Origin of the sequence: Formicincola oecophyllae (assembly GCF_006542395.2) — a bacterium.
In the GTDB taxonomy this organism is placed as follows: Bacteria; Pseudomonadota; Alphaproteobacteria; order Acetobacterales; family Acetobacteraceae; genus Formicincola; species Formicincola oecophyllae.
The window spans coordinates 933,998-960,007 of sequence record NZ_CP038231.1; the positions used below are offsets into that span (position 1 = coordinate 933,998).

The following is a 26,010-nucleotide window of genomic DNA, read 5'->3' on the forward strand; positions in this document are numbered from 1 at the left end:
ACATCTACACCATGTCTTTGCAAAAACCTTCAGAACCATCCAATCACGGGGCGCACTCCAAGCAAGTTCCCCCACCGTGGCGCATCCTGCTTTGGCTGGAAATCGCCATGGGTGGCTTATGGCTGTGGGTCATGCTGCATGAACAGTTCCCACCCCAAGGGGCCTGCCCCCTCTTGGCAAGCTGGCTACTGGTTGCCGCGCCAACGGCGATCCTGGCGGGGGTGGGGGGGTTGTTTGGTCTTCTAGGGCTTGAGTTATGGTTTTCACTGGCCTTGGTGGACCTCTACATCATTCATTTGACAGGCGTCATTGACTACCCAGTTTTGGAGGCCATCGCTGGCAGCGGCGAAGCCCACCATTACAGGTGGTGGCTGGTTGGGGCCTTCACCATTATGGGTGCCTTGGCGTGGCTTGGCAGGCGCAGGCTGGCGCGCTCTTGGTCGCTGGTGGTGGTTGGATTGTTACTAAGCGCTTTGGGCGTCAGTCTCCTAGTCCAAGGCACCAGCACGGACAATGACTGGCTGCCACGCTTAAGACGCTCCTGGAGTTCTGGGCATGTATGCGTGGCTTTGAACGGCATCCCCCAGCCACCATGCCACAGCCTGAACGAACCAGACACCTATTGGAAATTCGGTCGCGCTGTGCACGACCTCCTAGCAAACCCCTTGGGGGATGGTCTGGGCGTTGCCCTCATGACTTTGGATCCAGGGCGTAATTCCGCGCCACTCGGCCACCACGCCATACCAGAGGAAATCACTGGCCATAGCGTCCTGCCTGTTCATCACCTCATCATCGTCATTGGTGAAAGTGCCATGCGTGACCGCATGGGGGCGTATGGCTGGACTGTACCAACCACACCAGCGCTGAGCGCTGACATCAGCCACGGCCAGGCATGCCTTGTCAGCAACACCCATGCTGTCGCGCCAGCCACGCGTTGGGCTGTTTTACCTTCACTGTCCTTCTGGCGCCCTGACATGCAGGCAAATGTCATGGAAAAACGCAATTTGGTGGAACTCGCCCACAATCAGGGGATGAAAACAGCCTTTTTGACCGTTCAGCAGGAAACAGGGGTCTATAGCGGCATGATTGGTTACGTGGCCAACCATGCTGATGTGCTTTTTGACTTGGGTGACAACCTTTACCACGATCCCGACCATGTTCTGGCCAATGTGCAGCACCCAGCAACCAGGCAGGATTTCGGCAAGGTGGACACATCCACCTTTGATGATGACACCTTGTTAGCCCCCTACCTGCACCTACAGGGGCAATGGTCTGGGCATGCACAGCTTTACGTGTTCCACTTGGAAGGTTCCCACTTCCCCTATGCCCACCGTTACCAAGCCGCAGACCGTGTGGCGTTGCCTCATGCTACAGACTACGAACGCTCACTCCACCACACAGATGCCTTGCTGGAGAGGATCAACCAGGCTGCCCACAAGGCGTGGGGAGATGACTATGTCCTATTTTACAGTTCTGACCATGGCGAGGACCTCAAGCTTCATGCCCATGCCATGCTGTATGGCCATCAACAATATTGGGCCCCTGTTGTCATTTACGGCCCACAATCACGCCAGTGGTGCCAAGAAGCTGAAAAACTGCGTCAACAAAATGGTTTCTATTCCACCAATATGAACAAATACCTTCTATCCAAAATAATGGGTTATGAAGTTGACCCCAAAGCTATCGAGCGTGACAGGGAACATGACCGCATATGGCGCATGGAGCAGGCCGATGATTATGAGAACCTCACGGATCATCCCTGAAAAAGCATTTAAACGCCTTGAATGGGCACCAAATCTTGCTGTAGCCAAGTTGCTTGGCATTTCCATCCCTAAGAACACCAAGCCAGCTGTGATTCACTTCATGGCGTTGAGGGACTAGGGATTCTCAACCAAGGAACAGCCACCGTGTTTGAGGGGCTTGGCGAAAAGCCCTTGGGAACGATGTGCGGCAAAAGCCCTGGTTTGAGCTTGTACAAGGTGAAAGGGGGGTCATCGTAAATCTCTGGATTGATGATGACAGGCACATAATCCTGCGCAAGCACCTTTTGGATCTGGGTTTCCAAGTCCCGGTAAGGGGTGTGGCGCCAAAAAACCTGCCGCCCCCTGGTGTAACGGCAGGAAGGGTTTGTTTGGCAGGATTCTGCTGTGGGGTGCAGTTGGTACACCACATAAAGCGGGCGCAACGCCAAGGAACGCATGACTTCCTGTTGCTGCCCTACCCCTAAAGCGCGCCATTCCTGTGGATCCAGCAAATGATCTGGAAACGTGAACTTAGTGACATGGCAACTGGCCGTGGCAGCTGACAAGTCCTGCATCATCCATTCCCCCCCAAGGCCCAGCAGGCACCCAGGCTGCTGGCGCAGAATTAGTTGGCTGTAATGATAGAACACCCTGTCGCGCTGGCCATGGAGCGAAAACGGCGACACGAAGAAATTGGCCCACAACAGGCCAGGCAGGAAGCCAGCCCCAAGCAGCCAAGGGATGGCTTTGCGCCATCCACCCTCCCCAGCCCAGTAAACCGCCAGCAGCGCCAGGGCTGGAACAGCAGGCAGCAAATAATGGGTTGAACCATAGCCACTGCGCAGTTTCACCCCCATTCCAAACGCCACCAACCCCCACAGGAGAATGAACAGGATTTGCGCTTTTTGGCGTTTCAGTCTGGGCCACTGCCAAAGCGTGTATACAAGCACGGGCATGTAGAACATCGTTGCGGTGGCGATATTCTCCAGAAAATGCAGAACATGGTGGTACTGGGCAGAAGGGTCCCTGTACTGCAAATTGCCCAGGTTCGCGTAAAGCCATTCTGGTCCAAAACCATGCAGCCAATACCAAAACGCCACAGCCATGGTGGGGGCAGCCGCCAAGGCCACCCAAACAGCCCCACAGAAAAACAGCGCCTTCACTTTGGACATTGTGGGGAGGGCTTGCTTGGTCAGCATAATGAGCAACGCCAGTCCCAGCAGAATCCCTTCCAGAACGCAGGAAGGCTTGATTTGCAAGGCAAAACCGAAAAGCGCCATGCTGGCACAGCCAACCAGGAAAAGGCTCTTCAAGTTGATCGCTATACGCTGCCAGCTGCTCAAAGGCAGCGCCATGGCCCAAATAACCAAGGGAAGATAAAAATTCTCCGCCTGGCCACCAATTTTCATGATGCTGCTGGCTGAGGCCTCAATGAACAGCAACCCTGCCACCATGGCGCTAGGTGAGGGGCGGAGGCGATAAGCTGTTAGAGTAAGGCCCCAGGCACCCACCCACAAGGAAAGCGCTGCCACTAAAGGCAGCACCCAAAAGCGCCAACTGCCTGTCAGGCGAATCAAACCATAAAACAGGAACAACCCAACAGGCTTGCGGTCCCAGAAATCTACATAAGGCACGCTTCCTTGGAGGATTTGCCCCCCACCGTAAAGGTAGAATTGCTGGTCAATAAAAGGGAAAGGGTTGCCATAAGCACCAACCTGGGCCAGCAAAGCCGCTAACAGCAGCCCTACCACCATGGCGCAGGTTGGGTAGGTTGCCTCAGACAATTGACTGTGAACGTGTTTGTTTTTCCTATTCAACAAGTCCAAGTCAACCATGAACCAAACCTACTTTTAATGTTCACTCTTACATAAAATGTCTAAATTAATTTATCTATAAAATTTGATTACATGACGTTCTTTCTGACTGCCGCAAGTTAACCCATAAAACTTTTTACATGAAAACGATGTCGGAGGGCAAAAGCGGCTTTCTGCCCTTGCAGTGCAGAACAAAAAACCTGATGACTTTCACAATGCATTCAAAACAAAGATCCACCCTGGCAAAACGCTTGGCATTTCTCCTTACAAATGCGCGTTGCCCCCCCTGGTTGTGGGGTGTGGTTCTGCTTTTGTGGGTGGTTGCTCTGCGCTGGGCGCTGCTGGGCAACCCCTTGGTCGACAATGACGACAACTTCTACCTTTATGCAGGCGGGCGCCTTTGGGCTGGGGACGTCATCTACGCTGATGTCTGGGATAGGAAGCCTTGGGGGATGTTCGCCTTTTACGGCTTGTTTGACCAATTTGGCCCTTGGCGCTTTTGGGCTGCACATTGTGCCGCCGTTCTGGCTGTGTGGGGCACAGGCCTTGGGATTGTTCGCCTGGCCAGGACCATAGCGCCTGCAACAGGCGCGTGGGTTGCCGCGTTCCTTTACGTAGCTTGCCTCAACCTGCGCCGCGGCTACGGGATTGAGACGCCGGTTTTCTACAACCTCCTGATGGTCTGGGCCGTTTGGATGGTCGCTGCCCTAGTGCTGGGGAGAGGCAAGGGGGATCTCAAGCCTTCCACGTTGCTGGGGCATGGAGCGTGCGCCATGGCCTTGGTGGGGCTGGCTATGCAGTTCAAGCCAACAACCGTGTTTGAGGGCTGTTACCTGGGATTAATTCTCCTGGCATTGGCTTGGCGCGCCAGGGTCCTTCCAGCCACTGCGCCGCTTTGGCGCAGGCTGCTGCTCAAGCTGCTGCCATGGTGTGGCTGCGGCCTTCTGTGGGCTGGGCTGGCGTTCCTGCCCACTTTGGCTGTGGCGCTGGCTTATGCCGCAAGCGGCCATGGCCATGACTGGTGGTTCGCTAATGTCGACTCCCTCTTCTTGCGCCACAAGGTCCTTGATAGCCACCATGATGTGAAATTGGCGGTCATAGCAGCCCTTCTGGCTTTGGCGTGGCCTTTGGGTTGGTTGCTGGGTCTGCGCTTCAGGGGTGCTGAGAGGGGTCCCTGGCTGTTCATCAGTGGTTGGGCGCTGATAGCCCTGCTCGCCGTCATCATCGTGCCTGGTGCCTTGAACTATTACGCTTTGCCGTTGATGGCGCCTTTCGCTGTTCTGTGGGCGCCGCTTTGGCGAAAATCCTTGGGGCGTCTCTGCTTCATGGCTTTTCTGGTTCTGGCTGTCCTGGGGGGTGAGAAGGACGTCCTCCACATAGCGCGCAACCGCACAATGGGGGATTGGCAGGCCATGCAGACGGCCCTCTCCAACCCAGCTGGCTGCGTGTTCCAGTATCTCAGCCAAGGTCTTGTGCTGGAGGCAACACCACAGGCCGCGCGCTGCCATGTCACCAACCTGCCTTTCCCCAACCACCTTGCTGACGAGGAGGAGCAAGGCGCTCTCCCCCGTGACACCCTCCAGGAGCTCGCCCGTATCCTGGCCCTGCGCCCCCAATATCTGGTGGCTTCCAGCGAACTGGGGGACAGCCATGAACGGCCCACCATGGGCGCTGCCGACAAGCTGTTCCTGGATACAGTCAAGCGCGACTATGTGCGCGTTTACGCCCATCCTCGCTCACGCTCTCATGCGCACCTCAGCGCCACAGACCTTTACGACCTCATCATCTGGCGCTTGCGCCCAGGGCTGAAACCACTCATCAACCCGCCTGAACCATGAAGGCTTCAAACCATGCCCTTGAAGGGCAGGACTGTCTGCCTCCACCTGCCTTAGTTACCAAAAGCCATGTTATGAACCAGGCCTCCCCTTCCAGTTGGCCCCATAGGTTCCCCATGAAAGCTCCCTTGCCCCAAAGCGTCCCAAGCCGTTTTCAACGAGGGCTGCCCCCCTGGTTGTGGGGTGTGGTTCTGCTTTTGTGGGTGGTTGCTCTGCGCTGGGCGCTGCTGGGCAACCCCTTGGTCGACAATGACGACAATTTCTACCTCTACGCAGGCGGGCGCCTTTGGGCTGGGGACGTCATCTACGCTGATGTCTGGGACAGGAAGCCTTGGGGGATGTTCGCCTTCTACGGCTTGTTTGACCAATTTGGCCCTTGGCGCTTTTGGGCTGCACATTGTGCCGCCGTTCTGGCTGTGTGGGGCACGGGCCTTGGGATTGTCCGCCTGGCCAGGACCATAGCACCTGCAACAGGCGCGTGGGTTGCCGCGTTCCTTTACGTAGCTTGCCTCAACCTGCGCCGCGGCTACGGGATTGAGACGCCGGTTTTCTACAACCTCCTGATGGTCTGGGCCGTTTGGATGGTCGCTGCCCTAGTGCTGGGGAGAGGCAAGGGGGATCTCAAGCCTTCCACGTTGCTGGGGCATGGAGCGTGCGCCATGGCCTTGGTGGGGCTGGCTATGCAGTTCAAGCCAACAACCGTGTTTGAGGGCTGTTACCTGGGATTAATCCTCCTGGCATTAGCTTGGCGCGCCAGGGTCCTTCCAGCCACTGCGCCGCTTTGGCGCAGGCTGCTGCTCAAGCTGCTGCCATGGTGTGGCTGCGGCCTTCTGTGGGCTGGGCTGGCGTTCCTGCCCACTTTGGCTGTGGCGCTGGCTTATGCCGCAAGCGGCCATGGCCATGACTGGTGGTTCGCTAATGTCGACTCCCTCTTCTTGCGCCATGGCCAACCGGAGCTCCGCCAACAGCTCAAACTGACTTGTGCAGGAGGAGTCTTGGCTTTGGCGTGGCCTTTGGGTTGGTTGCTGGGTCTGCGCTTCAGGGGTGCTGAGAGGGGTCCCTGGCTGTTCATCAGTGGTTGGGCGCTGATAGCCCTGCTCGCCGTCATCATCGTGCCTGGCATACAAAGCTATTACGCTTTGCCGTTGATGGCGCCTTTCGCTGTTCTGTGGGCGCCGCTTTGGCGCGCCAAGGCTGGCAAAGCGCTTCTGCTGGTTGGGCTGGCCGTGACCACTCTCTGGGGGGAGTACACTGTGGGCACTTTGGCGCGCGACCGCACAATGGGGGATTGGCAGGCCATGCAGACGGCCCTCTCCAACCCAGCTGGCTGCGTGTTCCAGTATCTCAGCCAAGGCCTTGTACTGGAGGCAACACCACAGGCCGCGCGCTGCCATGTCACCAACCTGCCTTTCCCCAACCACCTTGCTGACGAGGAGGAGCAAGGCGCTCTCCCCCGTGACACCCTCCAGGAGCTCGCCCGTATCCTGGCCCTGCGCCCCCAATATCTGGTGGACAAAAGCAAAGTGGGCAATGCGGACGCACGCCCCACCATGGGCGCTGCCGACAAGCTGTTCCTGGACACAGTCAAGCGCGACTATGTGCGCGTTTACGCCCATCCTCGCTCACGCTCTCATGCGCACCTCAGCGCCACAGACCTTTACGACCTCATCATCTGGCGCTTGCGCCCAGGGCTGAAGCCACTTATCAACCCACCCTCCCCCTAAGCAACCAGAGGGATTTCAGCTTTTGCGCCGTTCATGGGGCAGGATGATGTTACGCCGGTTCCAGAATACCATCAGCGCCAGCGCCACCATCAACAAGGCCGTCAAGGCACGGCCCAAGGTGTAAGCGAGGCCAATGCCAAAGGTCCCCCAAAACTGACTAAGGCCATAAAGCAGCGCCAGATAGCTCACCACGCCGCTTGCCTCAATCATCATCAAGGCCTTCTCGCGGCCAGAGGTGTAGAGGATCCCGTCCAGCGGCCCTGGCAGGGAACAGAAGAAAATGGCAGGCGCCATCCACACCAGCAATTGGGCGCTCAAACCGTAATGGTGACCAAAAAGCCTAATCAGCCATGGCCCAAAACCATACACCACTCCCATGCCAACCAGCGCCAGCAAACCTGAAAGCAGGCAGAAGCGCATAGTGAACTTCCAAGGCCGCAAGGTGCGCGGGTCCAGCTTGACGATCTCTGGGTAATAATTCTTCTCCAGCAGCTTGGCTGGGCTGGCCACGGCGTCCGTCACCTTCAAGGCCAAAGCGTAGTCGCCAGCCAGAACATTGCCAAACATGCTGCCAACCAAAAGGTTGCTCAATGGCTTCCAGGAGGAGAACAGAAGCACATTGAGGCTGGCCATCCAAGCGAAGCTCCAGATGTTGGCTGGCATATGGGCGTATTTCCAAGGCCAGGTAAAGCTGAAAGCCTCCTGCATGTTGAAGCTTTTGAGTACACGCCACCCTTGCCAAGCGCAGTAAAGCTGCCCCAGAAGGCGCCCTGCGTACCAAGCCAGCACAAAGGTGACGATGTTGCCATCCAGGCACCAGGCGATAAAAGCAGTGGCCAGGCGCAGAAGGGCGCAAATAGCGTTTTGGCGCGCCATGATGCCCACACGGTCAAACAGGCGCAGAATGCCCACATTGCTTGACCCGCACAATCCTGGCAGCAATGTGCAGCACAGCATGACAAGGGAGCGGTGTTCAGGCCGCACCCCCAGAAGATTGCCAAACAGCATGACCACTGCCATGGCCACCACCATGGTGGCCAGGCCTGAGACCAGGTCAAGGCCAATGGCGAAGCGTATGGTGTCCACAACGCTGCGGCGGTCGCCGTTCTTCCAAGGTATGGCAGCGTAGTGCAGGATAATCTGCCAGCCCTGGAAACGTCCCAGGGCCCTGAACACCTCAATGTAAGAGGTTATCAGGATTAAAACGCCAAATGCCCCTGAAGACAGGCCGTGGGTTTCGCACAGCAGCATGCCCCAGCCAGCCACGCCCGCTATAAGCTTCCCTGAAGCCAGGAAAGCCGTGTTGCGAAAAATGACCTTGAATAGGCTGTCTGACAAAAGTCCCTTCATTCAGCAGCTGGCCCCTGGGCTGCCACGGTTTCAGCCTGCATGGCCAGGTTGGCCCATTGGGGGACTTCAAAAGCGGGCATGATGTTCACCCCCACCACACGCCATTGCCCCCCAATGCGTTCCACAATGGAGATGGAGAGGTTTTGGATGGTGAAGCGCAACGCTGGCTCAGTGCCAATTCCAAGCGCAAAGGCCAGCGCCATGCGAATGGCCCCGCCATGGCTGACAACCACCATGTCACGCCCTGGGTGGGCATCAGCCAGTTCTGACAACGCCAGCCCCACCCTCTGTTCCACGTCTGCCATACTTTCGCCACCTGGTGGACGTTCCAGAGGTCCCAAACCCCAAAAAGGGTGGGTGCTGCGGCCCTTGATGGCCTCAGCGAAGTCTTCATGGGGCAGACCGTTCCACGCCCCGATGGATTGCTCAATCACGCCTGGCACGAGAGCAGGTTCCTTGTCCGCCTCCGCGCCAGGACGGTGTTTCATGATGGCCCTGGCCGTCAAATGGGCCCGTTGAAGGGGGGAAGAAAACCAGAGGGCGCCTTCTGGCACGCGTTGCGCCAAATCCCTGAACGCGGGTTCATGGTCACGCAAGCTGTCCTGGCACAACGGCACATCCAAACTGCCATACATGGTTTGGCGCGCTTGCGCCGTCACCACACCATGACGCACAAGCCAAAAACGCGTGACACCTGAAGGCAAGCCAGGCCCATCCAGAAAACTGGCCTGGGGGTCGTGTTCAACTGGGCTGGGGGTTTGAATCATGCGGCCATGGCCTTCACAGTCGGAGAAGTGCCCAGGTGGCGCGCGGCCCTGGCCCCAGGCGGGTTCTGACATAAACCATGCCTCCTGCCAGCGCCAATTCCAGCCACCCATTTCAAGGGCGCCTTCGAGCGCCAGCAGGGGCAAACAACATTCATGGCGCTTCACCGCGCACCGCCACACCGCGCTTATGGCTGGTCAACCGCATGAAGAGGCACGACCCGGCGTAAAGCCCCACAGCCCCCAGCGCAATCCAAAAAGCCACTGGCGCATCATCTTGCCAAGACAAGGCCAAGCCACCCCAGGAAAGCAGCAACGCGCTCATAGTGGCAAACAGCACGCCAGGCACAGGGGCCAACTGCAAGCGTAGCGCTGCTGCAGCGGGCCCTATCATGAGACTGAATGAAAGCAAAGCCCCTGCCACCACGGAGGAGGCAGCGGCCGTCAAACTGGCTGCAAGCATGAACAGCAAACCCACCAACCGCATCGGCACCCCACGGGCAGCTGCCTGAACAGGGCTGATGGAGGCGAACAGCAGCGGGCGCCACAGGAAGCCCATCAAGGCGAAGCTGGCTACCAGCACCCCTGCTAGAAGTTCCAAACTGCCCAGAGTCAGCCCAAGAACATCGCCAAAAAGCAAGTTGGTGGCTTGGGAGGCCATGCCATTGGCCCTGTGCAGGCACCAAAGGCCAATGCCCAGTGACGCCGTCAGCACTAGCCCCGTCATGGCGTCACGCCTGATGGGAGCAAAAGGGTTGTGCGGTTCAGGGCTTTCACAAGCCATGGCCAAACCGGCCAGCACAGTGGCGCTGACCATGCCCAGCAAAGGGGCGCACCCCAACCAGACGGCGGCCCCTGCCCCAGCGAACCCTGCATGGGGCAGAGCATGGGCGGCAAAGGCCTGCCGCCTGAGCAACAGAAACCATCCAACAGGACCTGCCATCAACGCCACCAGGGTTGTGCCTGCAAAAGCCAAACGCATGAAGTCGTAATCAAACATGCCCATGGCTTATCCCCCCTCACCAAGCGGTTCTGAGCTCAAGCGCCCTCCGCACAGCCATGCCTCGCGCGTGTCAGGGCCAAGGGAGCTGGCCTGCAGGGATTCATGGGCGGTCATCACCAAAGCGAAGCCCAGCTTTTCACGCAGGCGCTTGAGAAGGCTCAGGATTTCATGGCGCGCCTGGGGGTCAAGGGCCGCCAGGGGCTCGTCCAGCAGCAGCAGGCGGGGGGCGCCACTCAAAGCTGATGCCAAAGCCACGCGCTGCATCTCCCCTCCTGATAAATAACCTGTGGCCACCCCTGCCATGCTTTGCGCCCCTGTGAGGCCAAGCAACGCTAAGGCTGCACGTTTGCGCCGCCCCGGCCACGCCAAGCCCCAGAATTGCCCCCCAATGGTGGCTGCCACATGTGAAAGCGCTGGCAGCATGGGCGCTCCCGCCTCCGCTTTCTGTACCATGTAACCAACATGGCCCCGTGCCTGGTCAGGCGTACGCCCCAAAACCCTGACACTGCCCTGCGCCGGCTGCAGAAGCCCCACCAAGGCCTTCATCAAGGTTGATTTCCCAGCCCCATTAGGCCCACGCAACAAAAGGGCCCCATGGGCGCTCAGGCTGTAGCTGACATTGTCCAGAACAGTTTTGCGCCCCACGCGCAACGTCACATCCTGCAGTTGAAAAGCAGGTGGGCAGGCGCTTTGGTCAGCCAGAACCACCCCTGGAGAGGGCTTCACCACCATGGTTTAAGGCACCTTTTCAATGGTGGCCCATCCCTGTGTCTGTGTCTGGAATCTGCAGGTCAAGGCTCCGGAGCTCAGCTGAATCACGCAAAGCCTGGTCCAGCGAAGCCGTCGTCACCTCAAGCCATTCCCCCCAACCCACGCCAGCAGGCGGGTTTTCCCCAATGACCACCAAAGGGATGGCCATGGCGCGGGCCCGTGCTGCCACAGCGACAGTCTGGGCGGAACTATCTGCGGGGTTGTTGACCAGCAACCTGATGCGGCGGTGGTTGATGGCGTTCATCAAGGCTGCTGTTTCACGTGGCGTCACCCCGCTACCTGTCATGATGCCCATGGCCCATGGCCGGTCAACAGTCACCAGGCCTGCGCCATCAAGAAGGCGCTGGGCGACAGGTTCGATTTCAGCCACAGGCGCGCCACGGAAACGCTTGCGCAGTTTCTCTACGCCTTCCTTGGCTTCATCAACCTGGTGAAGGAAATCATCCAGCTGGCCTGCAATCTGTTGGCGGCGTGCTGGCAGCTGCGCCTCCAGCCAACCAGCAAAGGCCTTGGCCACCCTGGCTACCGTTTCAGGGTCGAAGAACAGATGGGGATCCTGGCCACGGCGCCACCCCCCCAGCGTGGCTGCGACAAATACCCCCTGGCCGTGATGCGTCATGGGCAAGGCCCAATCATCCATGCCCGCGCCATTGAGGAGGACAGTGTCAGCCTGGGCTATCTCACGTGCCTGCATGGGGCTTGCACGGAAATCATGGGGGTCGATGCCGGGCGTTTGAATCAAGGCCGTACTGGCCACCATCTCCCCCCCGACCGCCTGGGCCACCGTGCACCAGACACGCTCCACACAAGCGATGTTGCGTGTGGCATATTGGGGGCTTGGTGGTGTGGCCTGGGCTGGAATAACTTCAGCCTGGGCTGGACCTCCCACGCCCAACACCACCACGCCAAGCCCAAACCCCATGACGTTGGCAACAGCTTTCCTTAAAAAAGCCAGGGTTTTTCCACCCCTCGCCTTGTCATGAGGGGAAGCGGCCCTGGGCAAAATCTGTGCAGTCAACGTCACGTCTGAAGCTCCCGCCGCTTAGGGCAATTCAAGGCCACGGGATGCTTGTTATCAATCCCAGTTGCGCCACGTTATAATATCACACCATTGAGCAGCGCAAAATGCAGCGCTGCACTGTGCTGGCCTGACATGATTTCAAATCACGATGCGCAGATAATCATTTCGCTGCCCAGAATCTTGTGCCTGGGCAATGCAGCTCCTAGGACCAGGGCTACAGCCCGTGATCTTGCAAGGGGCATGGCCGGCCCCATCACCATCTGCTTGTAAAGCTGTTTGAAAAGGCTTTGCTGACGGTAGCGGTGTCAGGGCGACCTCTGTGGCCGTGGTTAGAGAAACTGGCGTTTCAGGCCGCATCACCCATTGCGGAAAACGCCCCTGCACTAAGGCCAAGCCGGCGCTCAGGAACACATTCAAGCTTTGGCTGTGCAGCGTGATGACGCTGAAGCACGGGTGCGCCTTGGCGGCATGGTCAACATGCCCTGTGGGCACCAAGGGCCATGGCCCCGCGTAAAGCTTCCCACGCGCCACAATCACAGCCACAGCTGAGAGCGTTTTGGCACCTGCTGTGCCTGGGTCAAGGGTAACGATCAACGGTGCTGCGCGGTGCGCCTTGCTAAAACGCCCTTTCAACCCACACCAGGCCAGGCGCAGACCTGTTTTCATGATTGCCCAGCCATAAGCGCCACGCCCTACCCACTGTTTAAGCCAAGGATTGACACCCTGCACCACAGCGCCATCAAAACCCGCCCCTAGCATTTGCAAAAACAGTTGCGGGGGGCTGCCCACCCTATGCAACCACCCAGGATAGATCCGGCCCACGTTCCCCGAACGCAGGGCGCCAGCTACGCGCGCAGCACAAGCTTCCGCATGGCTGGGCAAGCCCCATTCACGCACGAGCAAATTGACTGTACCCATGGGGAATAAGGCCATGATAGGCCGCTGTACTGCTGAACAGGCCATGATGCCTGAAGCGACCTCAGCCATGGTGCCATCACCACCAGCAGCAATAATAACAGTCACATGCCGTTGGGCGGCTTCCAAAGCCAGCTGGGCCCCATGGCCTGGCTTTTCAGTCAAGCGCAACTGCACTGAAAGCCCTTGGCGCCGGCAAGCACTCAAGAGGCGCTCAAGCCGATAGCGGTTAAAATGCCCTGAGGCTGGATTGGCTATCACCACACATGAAGCAGACTTCACCACCAGACTGCCCTTATCCATGGTTGCTGTTATCCAAGATCCACTGGGATTTCCAAAAGCCCAGTTTAAAACAAAAAAACGGCAAAGCCTAAGCTTTGCCGCTTAAATATTCTATAAAACTGGTGGAGCCAATCGGGATCGAACCGACGACCTCTTGAGTGCCACTCAAGCGCTCTACCAACTGAGCTATGGCCCCACCGACACCCTGCGAACTTTGCTAGCCCGCGAGGTGTGAGCAATCCTATAGAATGCTTTTCAGGCCCTGCCAAGGGGGAAAAAGCGTTTTGTTCAAATTTGACCGCAACTTCCAAGCAACCTGCTGCCACTAAAATAAGGTCAGGCCCTACCCCAAAGTGAAAGAACCCCCATTAAAGCAGGCAAACCTGACACAGAGCCCGCATTTTAACCCCTCACGGCAATTCCTTATGAAGGCAGTGCCTTTGTCGCCCGCAAATGCTCCAGCAAGGGCAGCAGGGGCAATCCCATAATGCTGTCCTGGTTGCCTTCAATGGAACTGAAAAGCTGCTGCCCCACCCCTTCCACTTTGCAAGCACCAACACAGTAAAGCAGCTCCTGGCCTTCAACGGCCAGGTAACGTTCAAGCACCTCATCAGAGAAAGAGCGCATGTGCAGACGGGGGGAGTCCACATGATGCCACAGCTGGGTTACGCCACCATGGTCAGTTGAGGCTTGCTCATAGTGCAAGCAAACCATAGCTGTGCGCAGATGCTGGATCTGCCCCCGCAAAGCGGCAAGCTGTTGGCGCGCTTCACCAAGGGTAGCTGGCTTATTATAGATGCGCCCGTTCGCTTCCAAAATCTGATCAGCCCCTAAGATGATGCAGCTGCCCAGAGCGCGCCCCGTTTGGCTGGCCCCCTCCTGAAGGCTGGCAAGGGCAGCACGTGCTTTTGCTTCAGCCAAAGCAGTAGCCATCTGGGACACAGTCATGCCGTTAGCAGCGTAACGCTGGCGCAAGGTCTCTTCATCCACCTCCACCCTACAAAGCTGGAAAGGCACACCTGCCCGGCGCAGGATCATGCGGCGTGCAGCAGAACCACTGGCCAGGACCAGGGGAATGTTCATTGTTAGGAAAACTTCAGTCTGAGCTTCGCTCGCCTTATCTGATGCCATCGTTATACCTTGAATCTGCTTTTTAGAACGAACTGTGCCAACACGACTGATAACGCCCATTAGAGATAGAGAGCACGAACAGCTGAAACGCAGTTTTACCCACCCTCACCATCCCAGACCGAATCGATTCGGTTCACTCATTTCCGACTCGCCCTACAGCACCTGACACACCCTGTGATTCAGGCGGTTTGAAAAATATTTTTACCCCTCAAAGAGAGCTCAGCCTGTGGATAACCCTGTGGATAACTCACCCTATCCTGTGGATAACTCCGTTTTTGCTGTGGATAACTCTGTGGATAACTTTTTCCCATTCAGGCGCCTGTGGATAACTCGGCAAGTTATCCACAGAGTTATCCACAGGCTGTGGATAACTTTTCATCGGTCTGTGGATAATGTGGATAACATTGCAAAAATGGCTTTTAACCGCCGTTTAAATTATGTCCTTTCTGTGGATAACTCTGTGGATAACTTTTCAATGGCAAAAGTTATCCACAGGCTGAGCGCCTCCCTACTACTATAAAAAAATAGAATCTTTTTAGATTTGGTTGAGCGACGTTTTCCCCTCGCTTGGCAGGGCCACGGTAATTGGGTTAGGAGGGGATCGTTGTGAAAGCGCTTCAGTGGCCATGACCCCAAGCCTGTTTCTGACAAACAGGCTTCCCCACAGTTTTTCCCAAGGTTTGTTCATGAAGGCGCCCTCCCCCCCCTGTGCAGATCCAGCTAACAAAAAACTTCTGGCCACGCTGCAGGGAAAAGCCCATTGGCCACCACCCCTGTGGCTGATGCGCCAAGCAGGGCGTTACTTGCCAGAATTCAAGGCCATCAGGGCAAAAGCCGATTTCATGACGCGCTGCCTCACCCCTGATATGGCTGTGGAGCTAACGCTCCAACCCATCAAGCGCTACGGCATGGATGGAGCCATCCTGTTTTCAGACATCCTCATCCTACCTTGGGCTTTGGGGCAGGATCTTCATTTTGAGGAAGGGCGTGGACCAGTCTTGCCGCCTCTACGCCATGAGGAGGATTTCAGGGCCCTTGACCCAGCACGCGTGGCTGAGCGCACAGCCCCCGTACGGGAGGCCATCACGCGATTGGCGCGTGAATTGGCCACCACCACCACTACGCTGCTTGGTTTTGCTGGCGCTCCCTTTACGGTTAGTTGCTACATGATCGAAGGGGGGGGATCGCGTGATTTCGCTGCTGTCAGGCGCATGATGATCAAGCGCCCTGACCTTTATGCGCAGCTGATAGAAATGCTGATAAATGCAACCGCTGACATGCTCTCAGAGCAGATCAACGCTGGCGCCCAGGCGGTCATGCTATTTGATTCATGGGCTGGCATTTTACCGCCTAATGATTTCAGGCGTTGGGTTATAGAACCAACCCGCCGCATCCGTGCCTTGTTGAAGCAGCGTCACCCCACTGTGCCTGTCATTGGCTTTCCGCGGCTTGGGGGGGTGATGACAGGCGAATACGCCCAAAACACGGGTGTGGATACCGTCAGCCTGGACACCAGCACAGACCCCTTGAAAATCCTGCCCTTGCTCAGCCCTCACCAAGGGGTGCAGGGCAACCTTGATCCACAATTGCTTCTCAATGGCGGCGCGCCCATGGTGAAGGCTGCCCAGGCTTTGGCTGAAACATTGCGCGGGCGGTCCCATGTCTTCAACCTGGGTCATGGCGTCTCTCAGTTCACCCCAGTGGAGCATGTAGCTGAATTGGTTGAAGCTGTGCGCAGCCTGAGCGCCTGATTAGCTTGCTAGGAGGTACCACATGGATTTTCTGGCGCCTTGGGTGCAGTGGATCCTGGCTTTCCACGTCATGGCGTTTATTTCCTGGATGGCTGGCATTTTCTATTTGCCGCGGCTGTTTGTCTACAACACCCAGGCCGTTCCTGGCAGTGCTGAATATATTCGCTTCTGCTTGATGGAACGGCGCCTTCTGCGCCAAATCATGCGCCCAGCCATGGTTGTGACCATCATCACAGGGGCTCTGATGGCTTCAGTGCCAGGTGTTATTGACTGGTCTGCCCCTTGGTGGTGGATCAAGTTGGCCTGTGTGGTTGGCCTTGTGGTGTTTCAGCTGGCCTGCGGAGTGTGGCAGCGTGGTTTCGCCCAGCAGCGCAATTATCATCAGGAACGTTTTTACCGCATCATCAATGAAGTACCGACCATCCTTATGATGGTCCTGGTCATTATGATTGTGGTGCGGCCATCACTCTCTCTCTAAGCGCTCCCTCACAAGAGGGGCAGCTTGAAGGCCATCAGGCCTTGGTGCGTTTACGTGATTGCCTCTGCTGGCGCACTTTAAGGGTTTTCTGCGCGTCCGCCTCAGCCAAAGCCATGAAGTGCTGCTCATGGCGGCGCAACGCCACAATGCCTGTGATGAATAGCAAAACTGCTAAAACAGCCAGAACTACGCCAGCAGGCCCTGATATCGCTGTGATTTCCTGTCCAAGGCCATAGCTACCAAAACCATACACGCAAGCCCACAGAACCGCCCCAGCTGCGTTGAAGAAAAGGAAATCATGCCACGGCATGTGGGACGCCCCAGCCAGGAGGGCGATAAAAATGCGCAGCAAGGCCACAAAACGCCCGCACAGAACAGCCCAGCCTCCATAGCGCTTGGCGAGGTACTTGCCCAACAAAAGGCGCTTGTCGGTGATGCCAACTTTGTGCCCATGGCGTTCCAGCAGGGAGTGGCCCCAAAAATGCCCGATGAGGTAACCGATATTGTCACCGGTCATGGCGCCCAGTGTGGCAGCCAACACAATCCATTCAATATGCAGGTGGTGGGTCTGGGCAGCGTAAAGGGCACTGACCACCAGCAAGCTTTCGGCAGGCAAGGGCAGGCCCATGCTCTCTAAAGTGACGATGACGCCAATCATCAAATAAGCGTCAAGGGGCGGCAGATGTTCCAGCCACACAAACAGCTGGTCTATAAGGTGATGAATGAAGCTGAATGGGTGCATGGTTCCCCCTGCCGGCAACCGGGCATCACATGGCGCCTCGCCCGGGCAGGGTGCCAGATTAACCCTTGTTGGGCATATTTGAACCATTCATTTTTCCAGTTCAGCCAAAGTGGCTGCTGGCGGCAATTGATTTCACGTGAAGCACGACGGTGCCTTGTCCATGCCCCTCATTCCCCCAGCATCCTTCACCAACAAGCCTCACAAAGCTGCCACCCCTTGGGTGGATGGCGCTTATTTGACCGCCCCCCAGAAGCAGCTTAGTGAAGTCCGCTCGCGGGGGGAGTGGGTGTTTTGGCATCAGAAGAACCCTGGCCAAAATGGCTGCGTGATGGCGCAAAGCCCATCAGGGGCCATCAGAGCCCTGACCCCACCTGAACACGATGTGGGAGGCAGCCTACATTATGGTGGTGCTGGGTGGGACGTGCAGGTGGTCCCAGCGGTCAATAGAACCACTTTGCAGAATAATGATGCAGCCTCAGCCATCATCACTGTGGTTTTCGCAGACCGCCGCCAAGGGGGGCTTTTTGCCCTGCACATTGCTGCAGGCGCAGATAAGGATCTGCCGGCCCCCACTCCCCTTCTTGAAGCAGCCATGGCCGCCCAGGGGCGTTTTGGTGGAATTTGCTTGGCGCCAGATGCCAAACGCCTGTTCTGCGTGATGGAAACCCCCCACCCCCATGCACGTTTGGCTGATGATTCATCACTGGTTGAAATCTCTTTGGAAGGGCCAGGTAAGGGACGCCTTGTCCAACGCACTAAGCCAACACACCAAGGCGGGGCCGATTTCCATTTAACCCCTACCCTTTCCTATGATGGCCAATGGCTGGCGTGGGTGGAATGGGACGCCCCCAACATGCCCTGGACGGCGACACGCCTGTGCGCCATGGCGCTTTGCGGCCCTGGTGCTGGGGAGAAAACAATCCTTGATGATGGGCAGGAAGGGGGCCACCGTCAGCGCCACAGCTTGATTGAACCCCGCTTCGCGCCAGATGAGAACACTCTTTACGTTCTCAGTGACCGTTGTGGGTATTGGACCCCCGAATGCCATCACATTCAGGAAGGCCTGTGGCAGCAAAGGTCACTGCCAGCAGCCCCTGGCGAGGTTGGTATGCCGCCATGGGTGCTGGGCTATGTTTCCTACCTGCCTTTGGGGCGCGGCAATGTGGTGGCGCGTGTTCTCAATGAAGGCCAGCCCTCTTGCTGGCTTTTAGAAGCTGGTAAAGTTTGGCGCCCCCTGGAGGCGCCTGGCTTCACGCCTGCCCAAGCCCCCACATTGCTGGCCGGCGCCGCTGGGCAGCGTCAGGCCCAATGGGCTTGGCTGAATGAGGGCACCAATCAGCCAGTCACATTGCTTAGAGGGCCCTTAGCTGCGCCACACATCCTAGCCACTGCTGGGGAACTGCCAGCAGGTTTGACGGCTGATGATGTCGCTACGCCGCGTTGGCTACGTGTTCCAGATGGGCAGGGCAGTTTCATCGGGGCCCTTTACTGGCCACCCGCCACAGGACCCCATTGCGTGAAGGCGCGTGACCATGGCGCAACCCCGCCCATGGTTGTGCGGGTGCATGGTGGCCCAACCGCCCAGGCAAGCGGGGCCTTCTCCCCCAAAGTGCAATGGTGGACATGCCGTGGTTTTGCTGTGCTGGATGTCAATTACAGGGGATCGACAGGTTTTGGGCGCGCTTACCACCAAGCCCTTGAGGGCCGTTGGGGGGAATTGGATGTTGAGGACTGCATTCAAGCTGCGCGCTGGTGCGTGACGCAAGGCTTAGCTGCGGCAGATGGTTTGTTCATCAGGGGCAGCAGCGCTGGTGGCTTGACTGTGCTGGCAGCGTTGGCGCGCTCCAACCTTTTTAAGGGCGGAACGTCCCTTTACGGCGTGACGGATATGAGCGCCCTCGCCCAGGACACACACCGTTTTGAGGCACGCTACCTGGATGGCCTTGTGGCCCCTTGGCCAGCGGGACGGGCGCTTTACCAGGCCCGTTCGCCCCTCTCCTGGCCTGAACGCATCAAGGCGCCTGTTCTGTTCCTGCATGGTGACGCTGACCAGGTTGTGCCCTTGGCGCAGACTGAAACCATGCGCAAAGCCTTAGGTTCAGGCCCGATGCATGTCTACCCTGGTGAGGGGCATGGCTTCCGCACCCCTTGGGTTGTGGCCGATTCCATGCAGCGTGAAAGCGAATTCTACCGTTCGCTGCTTTGAAGGTCAGTGCTGGTTAATTTCCTGATGACCCCAAGGGCAGCCATCATGGCCAAGCTGCCACTCATCACCGCGCCCAAAGCCTGGCCCGTCAACACGCCAGCAGGCCCGTAATGGGCGCCCACCATCACGAAGGGGATGGTGCCCAGGGTGGCGCGCCCCCAATTGAACCCTGTTGAGTAAAGCGGGCAGTCAAGGTTGTTGAAGGCTGTGTTGGAAACGAACAAAAGCCCCACGAAGAAATAGCTCGCCACTACCCAGTCACAGAACATCCGCACCAGCATGACGCCGATACCCTGCACATGGAACAAGTGCAGGATAAGGTTTTGCATGGTGAAGAAAAACACCCACGCCACACCAACGCAAAGACCCATGAGCATGAGCGCGCACAGGAAAGCGTCCTTGATGCGGCCATGCTGCTCAGCACCCAGATTTTGAGAGATGATGGGGCCAACGGAGCCTGTGAGGGCGAACACGAACGAAAAAGCCACAGGCATCATGCGGTCAATAACAGCCAGGCCTGAAACGGCATCAAGGCCGAAACGCGCCATGGCGCGCGTCACGAACAACCCCCCCACAGGGGTTGCCAGGTTGGTAGCGATGGCAGGCAACGCTATGCGTCCCACAGCTTGCGCCGCTGGCATGATGAGCTGCCGCCGTGGCCACGCCAGCAGATCGTAACCCCGTAAATTGAGGAAGCCACTGCTGACGATGGCCGCACGTGCCAGGACGGTGCTGACGGCTGCCCCCTCCAAACCCAGGTGGAGGCCGAAAATCAGCACTGGATCAAGGATGATGGTGACAGCCGCCCCCGTCAGCGTCACACGCATGGCGCGCCCTGCCGCCCCAACAGCGCGCAACAGGGATGAGAGAGTCATGCCCAGGCAAATCAGCGGTAGCGCTGGGGAGGTAACATGCAAAAAGCTCGTGGCCTGGTGAAGCGCCTCCCCACGTGCCCCCAAAAGGCTGAGGAGCCAATGGGCGCACAAAGCTGTGGTGACACCCAGCGTCAATGTGATGGTCACCATGAGCACAAGGAAGGCGGAGGCCTGGTTGCGGGCCTTGGTGAATTTGCGCGCCCCTATGAGGCGCCCCGTTGCTGCTCCAAGGCCAATGGAGAGCCCCAGCGCCACGGAGTTCTGCACATAGGAGAGGGAGGTGGCGAAAGCGATGGCCGCTGTGAGGGCTGGTTGGTTGAGATGGGAAATGTAGAAGTAGTTCAGCAGGTCGACGCCGAAAACAGCCATGAGCCCCACGGCCCCTGTGCCCGCCATGATGCAGACATGGCGCATGATGGAGCCTTGCAGGAAGCGCGTTCTGTCAGGGCGTGGTGGGGTGGTGGAGGGTGTCATGGTCAAGGTTGCCCATCCCATGTCAGGCCTTGGGAAGTGTTGCGCCGCCCCATGACGTAGCCATGCAATCCATAAAGCTGGGGGGTGGTAGGGCGGAACGTGATCATGGTGGAAGGTACAAGCGCCTTGTCATTTTGGCGGCCAGGCGCCGCAGCATAGCTGAGTACGGCATTGCCGTGTCGCCACGCCGCCAAAGCCATGCGCCCTAGCAGGTCAGCATTCATCAAGCCACATTGGTGGGGGTTGCCGTAGCTGCCCCTGGCCAGAAGCGTGCTGCGCCACTGGGTGGTGAGGGAGACGTAAGGGGTGGCCATAGGCCGGCTGTCCGCAGGGCGGACCACGCCAGCAGGAAAAGCGAAACCTTCAAAGGTCAGGGCCACAGCGCTGCGCATTCCCCAAAGGGGGCGCCAGTCGATGTCACCTTCCCTGGGAGGGGGGCTTCTGTCTTCAACATTGAAACGCAACGTTACCATTTCAGAGGGGGGCAGGTTTTCCAGCATTACAAGGGCAGCGCGCCGAATGCCTAGCAAGACTGGTGACCAGGCCGCAGGGTGTTTGTGGTGCTGCAGCTTGGTGCTAGTGCCAGGGGGCTGGGGTGCTTCATGTGCCTGCACAGTGACTTTCATGGCGTGCTTGTGGTCTGTGCCACTAGGGGCGCCTGGACGGTGGGCAGCCAGCGTCAGGCCACGGCATGTCGCCACCAGGCAGCCATGGCTAGCTCCTTGGCTAGTTGTGTGGGAAACGCGCCGCCCCCGGCCACTCCGCGCAGGCTCCAGCAGGAAGGGCAAAAGCTCATTAGCCGTGCGCTGGGGCCTTGGTGGGGCCACCTGTTCATAGACGGTTGCCATGGTCAGCAAAGCCGCCGCCGGCACAGTGAAGCCCATGGTGGCCGTTTCTGGCCTGAAGTCTTTGGGCATAGTTTCACCTTAAACTAAGGGGATGACAAAGCGCATGGCTGGGGCAGCATAAGGCAACAATCCAGGAAAATCCCCCTCATGGTGCAGGGTGATCGCCATAGGGTGGTTGTCCTTATGTTGGCGGCGCAAGGTCTTGTCTATGGCACCAAAACCACAACTGCCTTTCCTAAGTGAGGGAAGGGTGCAGGAATGGAAGGGTCCATCTGTTTCCCAAGAATGACTTCATGGCTATCATCTGTCAGGCTATGGATGTCAGCTCTGATTTCTGGTCCATGTCACCTGAACCAACGATCAGGCTTCCACCCCTGGATTGGTGCCAGGCAGCAATGCGCGCACCGCCCTTTTCCCACTGTCTTGTTGCAAAGGCGATGTGATGACCTTTTCAAAACGTACTTTCCCCTCAGTTCGCAATGGCCTCAAGAAATTTGGCGCTGCCGTTGGCGCGTTGGGTGTGCTGGCCACATTGAATGCCTGTGCTGACCCAGCCGCCCCCTATGCCCCCAATACGTATAACGCAGGCCAGCTCAACACGCCGCAATCTGGCGCGGTGGTGACCATCACATCTGTGCAGGCTGTGCGGGTGCGCTTGCCCAATGGCTCCAATCAAACCACCGCCACGGAAGCCAGCTCGCTGGGGCTGGGCGCTTTGGGTGCTGGCCTGGGCACGGCTTTTGGCGGCTGGGCTGGGGGCTTGGGTGGCGGCCTGGGTGGCGCTGCGCTTGGCGCGTTGGCTGGGCATGAAATTGCTGGCGGCACCGCCACAGTGCCAGGCACCACCATTGGTTACCGCATTGGCAGCGGACCTGTGCAGTTCGTTACAGAAGTGGGCAAGCCTTGCAACTGGCAGGTTGGCCTCAACGCCCAATTGATCGGTGCTGGCAGCCAGGCGCGCGTTCAGCCCAACGCCCAGTGCCCGCGCTGATTCTGAAGACGAAGCCTCGACAACAACACGTTGCCTACCGGAACGGCCCCCCGCCTAAGCGAAAAGTTTGGGCGGGGCTTTGGCGCAGCACGATTTTGGCTGTGTGGCTGGTGCCGTTGGCAGGGTGCGTGGGCGCGGCCCCAGCACCCAAACCAACCTCCCATCTTTATGATGTCGTCATATCACATGACATTGGCCATGGCTTGGTGCCGGTTTGGCGCGTGCGCCCCTTGCTGGACAGTGGCTTGTTGCCACCAGGGCAGCCAGCCCTGGTTTTCACTGAACAACGCGCGCAGGACACGCGTCCAAGCCGCATCGCCTTTGACATCACCACCATGGGCCCTTCCCTCCCGGCTTGCCAAGGTGATGCTGTGCCAGCGCATGTTACCTTGACGGTGCAGGATGCCCGGGTGGCTGAAACAGACGATGATGGTGAACCAGCGCCCCTTCATTTGGCAGGTGGCACCGTTGTAGCCCCTGCTGAGAGTGATGAGCAGCCCAGCCGCACCCTTCACCGTGACGTGTGCCTGCCTGCAGGGCGTGGAACACGCGCCATGGTGCCCTTTGGGCATTTTGGCTGGATTGAGGATGCGCGCTATGTGTTCTCCATAGGACTTGCCCATGTCAGGCACCTGCCCACCCGTGAACGTGGTGGGTCCGTGCCAGGCTTTAGGCCTGGGGGGGGCTCTCTCACGCTTGCCCCTTCAGCGCAGCCCCACATCCACATGGACATCATCCCCCCCCTGATGCTGGACACGCCAGCAGCCAGTGCTGCCCTCTTTGCGCCTGCTGGCACAGTGGCCCATGCCATGGATGCCTTGCTCCCCCAGGAGCACCGGCCCTTGGTGCGTTTGGAAAGCCGTTCCCCCCCCACAGCCGCCCAGCCTTTTGACGTATGGCGTTTCACCGCCCAGCTGCCCCGCCACAGCTTGGGGGCTGGACGCATCGCAGGGGCTGAAGTCACAGCGCGCGCTTTGGGCAATTGCGGCAACCAGCAGGTGCTTGCTTGGCGTTTAGCCGCAAAAGGCCATGAAAGAGATGGTGGGCGATCATTGAACCAGGCTTTGCTGGCCACAAGCGCTGAAGCGCGCCACTTGGCCGTTGGCAGCGTGTTCCATCATCATGAAGCAGGCGCTGTGGCCACCCAAAGCTTAAATGCGGCCACCCACACCACGGGAACAGCTACATTATGTCTTGCTGACGGTGCTGCGGCCATGATGACGTTTCCCTCCGCCTTTGCTGGCGGGGCTGACGTTGTCATCATGCAGGCCCCCTTTAAAACAGGGCAGGGGCGGAAAGACTTGGAAAGGAGGCAACGTGATTGAAGGGCGTATGCTTGAAACGGGCCTTCAGCCGTTGGCGTTCGTCAGCGCTCTGAAGAATCCTACCCCTTCCAGCGTACTGTGGCGGGCGGTTGCCGCCACCCTTGTGGTGTGTGGGGCCGTGCTGGCCACTACACCAGCCCAGGGCGCCACTGATACAGGTAGCCATAGGATGAGCCATGGCCAACGCCGCGCAAGCTTAGGCGCCTCAGGCTTCAAAGTAACAGGGCATGGCCGCCATTTGCTGCGCACGGGAGGCATCAAAGGCCCCTACCTGCCTGACGCCACCCGCTACGACCTCACCATGCCTTATCGCAGCCCCACTGTTCTTGACGTGACCGCGCAGAAATTCACCCTGGATGGCAAGACCCGCGTTGCGTTGCTTATCAATGGGCGTATGCCAGCACCCTTGTTGCGGTGGCGGGAGGGGGATGATGTCACCATCACCGTGAACTGCCATGACGACATGCCCATGCCAACCTCCATCCACTGGCACGGCCTGCAGGACATTCCCAGCAACCAGGATGGCACACCTGGATTGAGCTTTGCCGGTATTAAGCCAGGGGAGAGCTTCACTTACCATTTCAAGGTTCCTCAAGCAGGCACGTATTGGTACCACAGCCAAACCGGCGCTGAGATGGCGCGCGGCATGTATGGGCCCATTATCGTTGATCCCAAGGGGCCCTCCCCCTACCCCAAGGCCCAGCGTGATTACGTGCTGGTCCTTTCTGGCTGGACAGACGTCATCCCGCGTGAGCTGATCTCCAACGTCAAGATGTATGATGATTACTACGATTTTGACCAACGCAGCTTCACCACCATCCCTGAAGAAATCAAAACTGAGGGCGGATTTTGGAACGCCCTTCAGTCGCGTTTGCTGTGGTCGCGCCTGCGGATGACGGCAACGGACATCGCAGACGTCACGGGGGAAGTCTATAGCTATATCATCAATGGCATCGCCCATGGCAGCAAAGCTGGCGCTGATGGCTGGACGGGGATCTTCAGTAAAGGGGAACGTGTGCGCCTGCATTTCGTCAATGCAGGTGGCATGTCGCTTTTCGATGTACGCATTCCAGGTTGCGCCATGACCTTGATTGAGGCGGACGGGCGCCCCATTCAACCTGTGACGGTGGATGAGTTTCGCATTGCCCCTGGGGAAACCTACGTGGTGGACGTCACCCCCCCTGAGGAGCGCCCCTACCCTGTTTTCATCCAACCTGAGGACCGTTCAGGCTACGCCATCGGCTCCTTGACCCCACGGGCCACGTGGCGTGCGCCTGTGCCACCTCTTGATGAGCGCCCAACCCGCACTTTGGTGGATTTGGGCCGCCTACCCCCTGGGGAACGTGCCCCCCTGCCCCCCGTGGATGACAGCGCGTTGGCGGAAATAGACGACCCAGGCCCCCCACCCCTCAACGCTGACAACCAGTATGTCGCCCCCCACCCTACTGACCGCACAGACGATCCTGGTGATGGGCTGCGCCACGTTCCAGAGCGGCGCATCCTCAACTACACCATGCTGAAGGCACGCTTCCCCGCTCCAGGTCAAAAGCCCCCCACGCGTGAAATCGTGCTGCACCTTACGGGCAATTTGGAACGCTATATTTGGGGCTTTAACAGCAGGAAATTTTCTGATTCAGGGCCAATCAAGCTCAAACAAGGTGAGGTGGTGCGCTTCAAGGTCATTAACGACACCATCATGGAACAACCTTTGCATTTACACGGGCTTTGGATGCAGCTGGAAAATGGCCAAGGACCTTACCGGCCCCTCAAACATACCATCATTGTGCAGCCAGGCGCCGTAGCGCGCTTTGTGGTGCAGGCGGACAATCCAGGTCTGTGGGCTTTGCAGTGCCAGCTGATTTACAGGGGCTTGATGGGCATGTTCCGCGCCATTGAGGTGAAGTGAGTGAGCCAAGCTGAATTCAAAAGGCAGCCCTTCACGCCCTCCCTGGAAGGGATGCCAGGCCC

The 26,010-nt window shown here is 58.3% G+C and carries 20 protein-coding genes and 1 tRNA gene; 9 read left to right on the forward strand and 12 right to left on the reverse strand.

The window, feature by feature from the left end:
- Positions 1-11 precede the first annotated feature (11 nt).
- Positions 12-1,763: a sulfatase-like hydrolase/transferase gene (locus E3E12_RS04205; RefSeq protein WP_141443220.1), complete on the forward strand. Its 1,752-nt coding sequence runs from the start codon at positions 12-14 to the stop codon at positions 1,761-1,763.
- A gap of 98 nt (positions 1,764-1,861) precedes the next feature.
- On the opposite strand, the gene E3E12_RS04210 is transcribed toward E3E12_RS04205, so the two are convergent.
- Positions 1,862-3,577 (reverse strand): hypothetical protein, encoded by a 1,716-nt coding sequence (locus tag E3E12_RS04210; RefSeq protein ID WP_149498256.1) that lies wholly within the window; start codon positions 3,575-3,577, stop codon positions 1,862-1,864.
- Positions 3,578-3,855: 278 nt separating this feature from the next.
- Between E3E12_RS04210 and E3E12_RS04215 the strand changes: the two genes are divergently transcribed.
- Positions 3,856-5,394, forward strand: coding sequence for a hypothetical protein (locus E3E12_RS04215; protein ID WP_141443222.1), 1,539 nt, complete (start codon positions 3,856-3,858; stop codon positions 5,392-5,394).
- 182 nt (positions 5,395-5,576) lie between these two features.
- Positions 5,577-7,115 carry a hypothetical protein gene (locus E3E12_RS04220; RefSeq protein WP_141443223.1) on the forward strand — a complete coding sequence of 513 codons (1,539 nt, stop codon included), beginning with the start codon at positions 5,577-5,579 and terminating at the stop codon, positions 7,113-7,115.
- A gap of 15 nt (positions 7,116-7,130) precedes the next feature.
- Here E3E12_RS04220 and E3E12_RS04225 read toward each other — a convergent pair whose 3' ends face one another.
- The 8 genes from E3E12_RS04225 to E3E12_RS04260 form a co-directional block, all read right to left on the reverse strand.
- Positions 7,131-8,465: a lipopolysaccharide biosynthesis protein gene (locus tag E3E12_RS04225; protein WP_141443224.1), complete on the reverse strand. Its 1,335-nt coding sequence runs from the start codon at positions 8,463-8,465 to the stop codon at positions 7,131-7,133.
- Positions 8,462-9,304: a histidine phosphatase family protein gene (locus E3E12_RS04230; protein ID WP_350337583.1), complete on the reverse strand. Its 843-nt coding sequence runs from the start codon at positions 9,302-9,304 to the stop codon at positions 8,462-8,464. Before E3E12_RS04230 ends, E3E12_RS04225 begins: the two co-directional genes overlap by 4 nt.
- A 79-nt stretch (positions 9,305-9,383) precedes the next feature.
- Positions 9,384-10,235 carry a metal ABC transporter permease gene (locus tag E3E12_RS04235; protein ID WP_350337584.1) on the reverse strand — a complete coding sequence of 284 codons (852 nt, stop codon included), beginning with the start codon at positions 10,233-10,235 and terminating at the stop codon, positions 9,384-9,386.
- Positions 10,236-10,238: 3 nt separating this feature from the next.
- Positions 10,239-10,964 carry a metal ABC transporter ATP-binding protein gene (locus tag E3E12_RS04240; RefSeq protein WP_141443225.1) on the reverse strand — a complete coding sequence of 242 codons (726 nt, stop codon included), beginning with the start codon at positions 10,962-10,964 and terminating at the stop codon, positions 10,239-10,241.
- A 16-nt stretch (positions 10,965-10,980) separates the two neighbouring features.
- Positions 10,981-11,925: a metal ABC transporter solute-binding protein, Zn/Mn family gene (locus tag E3E12_RS04245; protein WP_141443226.1), complete on the reverse strand. Its 945-nt coding sequence runs from the start codon at positions 11,923-11,925 to the stop codon at positions 10,981-10,983.
- Between the two features lie 237 nt (positions 11,926-12,162).
- Complete coding sequence (locus E3E12_RS04250) at positions 12,163-13,242, reverse strand: diacylglycerol/lipid kinase family protein (RefSeq protein ID WP_141443227.1); 1,080 nt, start codon at positions 13,240-13,242, stop codon at positions 12,163-12,165.
- A gap of 99 nt (positions 13,243-13,341) precedes the next feature.
- Positions 13,342-13,417 (reverse strand) — tRNA-Ala (locus E3E12_RS04255).
- A gap of 227 nt (positions 13,418-13,644) precedes the next feature.
- Complete coding sequence (locus E3E12_RS04260) at positions 13,645-14,304, reverse strand: Maf family protein (protein WP_240810577.1); 660 nt, start codon at positions 14,302-14,304, stop codon at positions 13,645-13,647.
- A 734-nt stretch (positions 14,305-15,038) separates the two neighbouring features.
- Here E3E12_RS04260 and hemE point away from each other — a divergent pair.
- Together hemE and hemJ are read left to right on the forward strand one after the other, a co-directional pair.
- Entirely contained in the window at positions 15,039-16,103 is a 1,065-nt protein-coding gene (gene hemE / locus E3E12_RS04265; protein ID WP_141443229.1) for a uroporphyrinogen decarboxylase, read from the forward strand.
- A gap of 22 nt (positions 16,104-16,125) precedes the next feature.
- Positions 16,126-16,581, forward strand: a complete 456-nt coding sequence (hemJ, locus tag E3E12_RS04270; protein WP_141443230.1) for a protoporphyrinogen oxidase HemJ — start codon at positions 16,126-16,128, stop codon at positions 16,579-16,581.
- Positions 16,582-16,615: 34 nt separating this feature from the next.
- On the opposite strand, the gene E3E12_RS04275 is transcribed toward hemJ, so the two are convergent.
- Positions 16,616-17,323: a DedA family protein gene (locus tag E3E12_RS04275; protein WP_206338669.1), complete on the reverse strand. Its 708-nt coding sequence runs from the start codon at positions 17,321-17,323 to the stop codon at positions 16,616-16,618.
- Between the two features lie 136 nt (positions 17,324-17,459).
- On the opposite strand from E3E12_RS04275, the gene E3E12_RS04280 reads away from it, so the two are divergent.
- The gene (locus E3E12_RS04280) at positions 17,460-19,529 is read left to right on the forward strand and encodes a S9 family peptidase (protein WP_141443231.1); all 2,070 of its coding nucleotides are present in this window, start codon (positions 17,460-17,462) and stop codon (positions 19,527-19,529) included.
- Here the strand turns inward: E3E12_RS04280 and E3E12_RS04285 are convergent.
- Both E3E12_RS04285 and E3E12_RS04290 read right to left on the reverse strand, forming a co-directional pair.
- Positions 19,511-20,878 (reverse strand): MATE family efflux transporter, encoded by a 1,368-nt coding sequence (locus E3E12_RS04285; RefSeq protein ID WP_240810600.1) that lies wholly within the window; start codon positions 20,876-20,878, stop codon positions 19,511-19,513. The genes E3E12_RS04280 and E3E12_RS04285 overlap by 19 nt on opposite strands.
- A gap of 2 nt (positions 20,879-20,880) precedes the next feature.
- The gene (locus E3E12_RS04290) at positions 20,881-21,795 is read right to left on the reverse strand and encodes a hypothetical protein (protein ID WP_141443232.1); all 915 of its coding nucleotides are present in this window, start codon (positions 21,793-21,795) and stop codon (positions 20,881-20,883) included.
- A 373-nt stretch (positions 21,796-22,168) separates the two neighbouring features.
- Here E3E12_RS04290 and E3E12_RS04295 point away from each other — a divergent pair, with 373 nt between their 5' ends.
- The 3 genes from E3E12_RS04295 to E3E12_RS04305 all read left to right on the forward strand — a co-directional run bounded on the left by E3E12_RS04295 (position 22,169) and on the right by E3E12_RS04305 (position 25,948).
- On the forward strand, positions 22,169-22,717 hold the full coding sequence (locus E3E12_RS04295; protein ID WP_141443233.1) for a hypothetical protein: 549 nt from the start codon (positions 22,169-22,171) through the stop codon (positions 22,715-22,717).
- A 128-nt stretch (positions 22,718-22,845) separates the two neighbouring features.
- Positions 22,846-24,042 carry a hypothetical protein gene (locus tag E3E12_RS04300; protein ID WP_141443234.1) on the forward strand — a complete coding sequence of 399 codons (1,197 nt, stop codon included), beginning with the start codon at positions 22,846-22,848 and terminating at the stop codon, positions 24,040-24,042.
- On the forward strand, positions 24,035-25,948 hold the full coding sequence (locus E3E12_RS04305; RefSeq protein ID WP_141443235.1) for a multicopper oxidase family protein: 1,914 nt from the start codon (positions 24,035-24,037) through the stop codon (positions 25,946-25,948). The genes E3E12_RS04300 and E3E12_RS04305 overlap by 8 nt, the downstream gene beginning before the upstream one ends.
- Positions 25,949-26,010 lie beyond the last annotated feature (62 nt).

Coding starts and splice junctions, on each gene's coding strand:
- E3E12_RS04205 (WP_141443220.1), top strand. CDS start 12: ATGTCTTTGCAAAAACCTTCAGAACCATCCAATCACGGGGCGCACTCC.
- E3E12_RS04210 (WP_149498256.1), bottom strand. CDS start 3,577: ATGGTTGACTTGGACTTGTTGAATAGGAAAAACAAACACGTTCACAGT.
- E3E12_RS04225 (WP_141443224.1), bottom strand. CDS start 8,465: ATGAAGGGACTTTTGTCAGACAGCCTATTCAAGGTCATTTTTCGCAAC.
- E3E12_RS04230 (WP_350337583.1), bottom strand. CDS start 9,304: ATGTCAGAACCCGCCTGGGGCCAGGGCCGCGCGCCACCTGGGCACTTC.
- E3E12_RS04235 (WP_350337584.1), bottom strand. CDS start 10,235: ATGGGCATGTTTGATTACGACTTCATGCGTTTGGCTTTTGCAGGCACA.
- E3E12_RS04240 (WP_141443225.1), bottom strand. CDS start 10,964: ATGGTGGTGAAGCCCTCTCCAGGGGTGGTTCTGGCTGACCAAAGCGCC.
- E3E12_RS04245 (WP_141443226.1), bottom strand. CDS start 11,925: ATGGGGTTTGGGCTTGGCGTGGTGGTGTTGGGCGTGGGAGGTCCAGCC.
- E3E12_RS04250 (WP_141443227.1), bottom strand. CDS start 13,242: ATGGATAAGGGCAGTCTGGTGGTGAAGTCTGCTTCATGTGTGGTGATA.
- E3E12_RS04260 (WP_240810577.1), bottom strand. CDS start 14,304: ATGAACATTCCCCTGGTCCTGGCCAGTGGTTCTGCTGCACGCCGCATG.
- hemE (WP_141443229.1), top strand. CDS start 15,039: ATGAAGGCGCCCTCCCCCCCCTGTGCAGATCCAGCTAACAAAAAACTT.
- hemJ (WP_141443230.1), top strand. CDS start 16,126: ATGGATTTTCTGGCGCCTTGGGTGCAGTGGATCCTGGCTTTCCACGTC.
- E3E12_RS04275 (WP_206338669.1), bottom strand. CDS start 17,323: ATGCACCCATTCAGCTTCATTCATCACCTTATAGACCAGCTGTTTGTG.
- E3E12_RS04285 (WP_240810600.1), bottom strand. CDS start 20,878: ATGACACCCTCCACCACCCCACCACGCCCTGACAGAACGCGCTTCCTG.
- E3E12_RS04290 (WP_141443232.1), bottom strand. CDS start 21,795: ATGCCCAAAGACTTCAGGCCAGAAACGGCCACCATGGGCTTCACTGTG.
- E3E12_RS04295 (WP_141443233.1), top strand. CDS start 22,169: ATGACCTTTTCAAAACGTACTTTCCCCTCAGTTCGCAATGGCCTCAAG.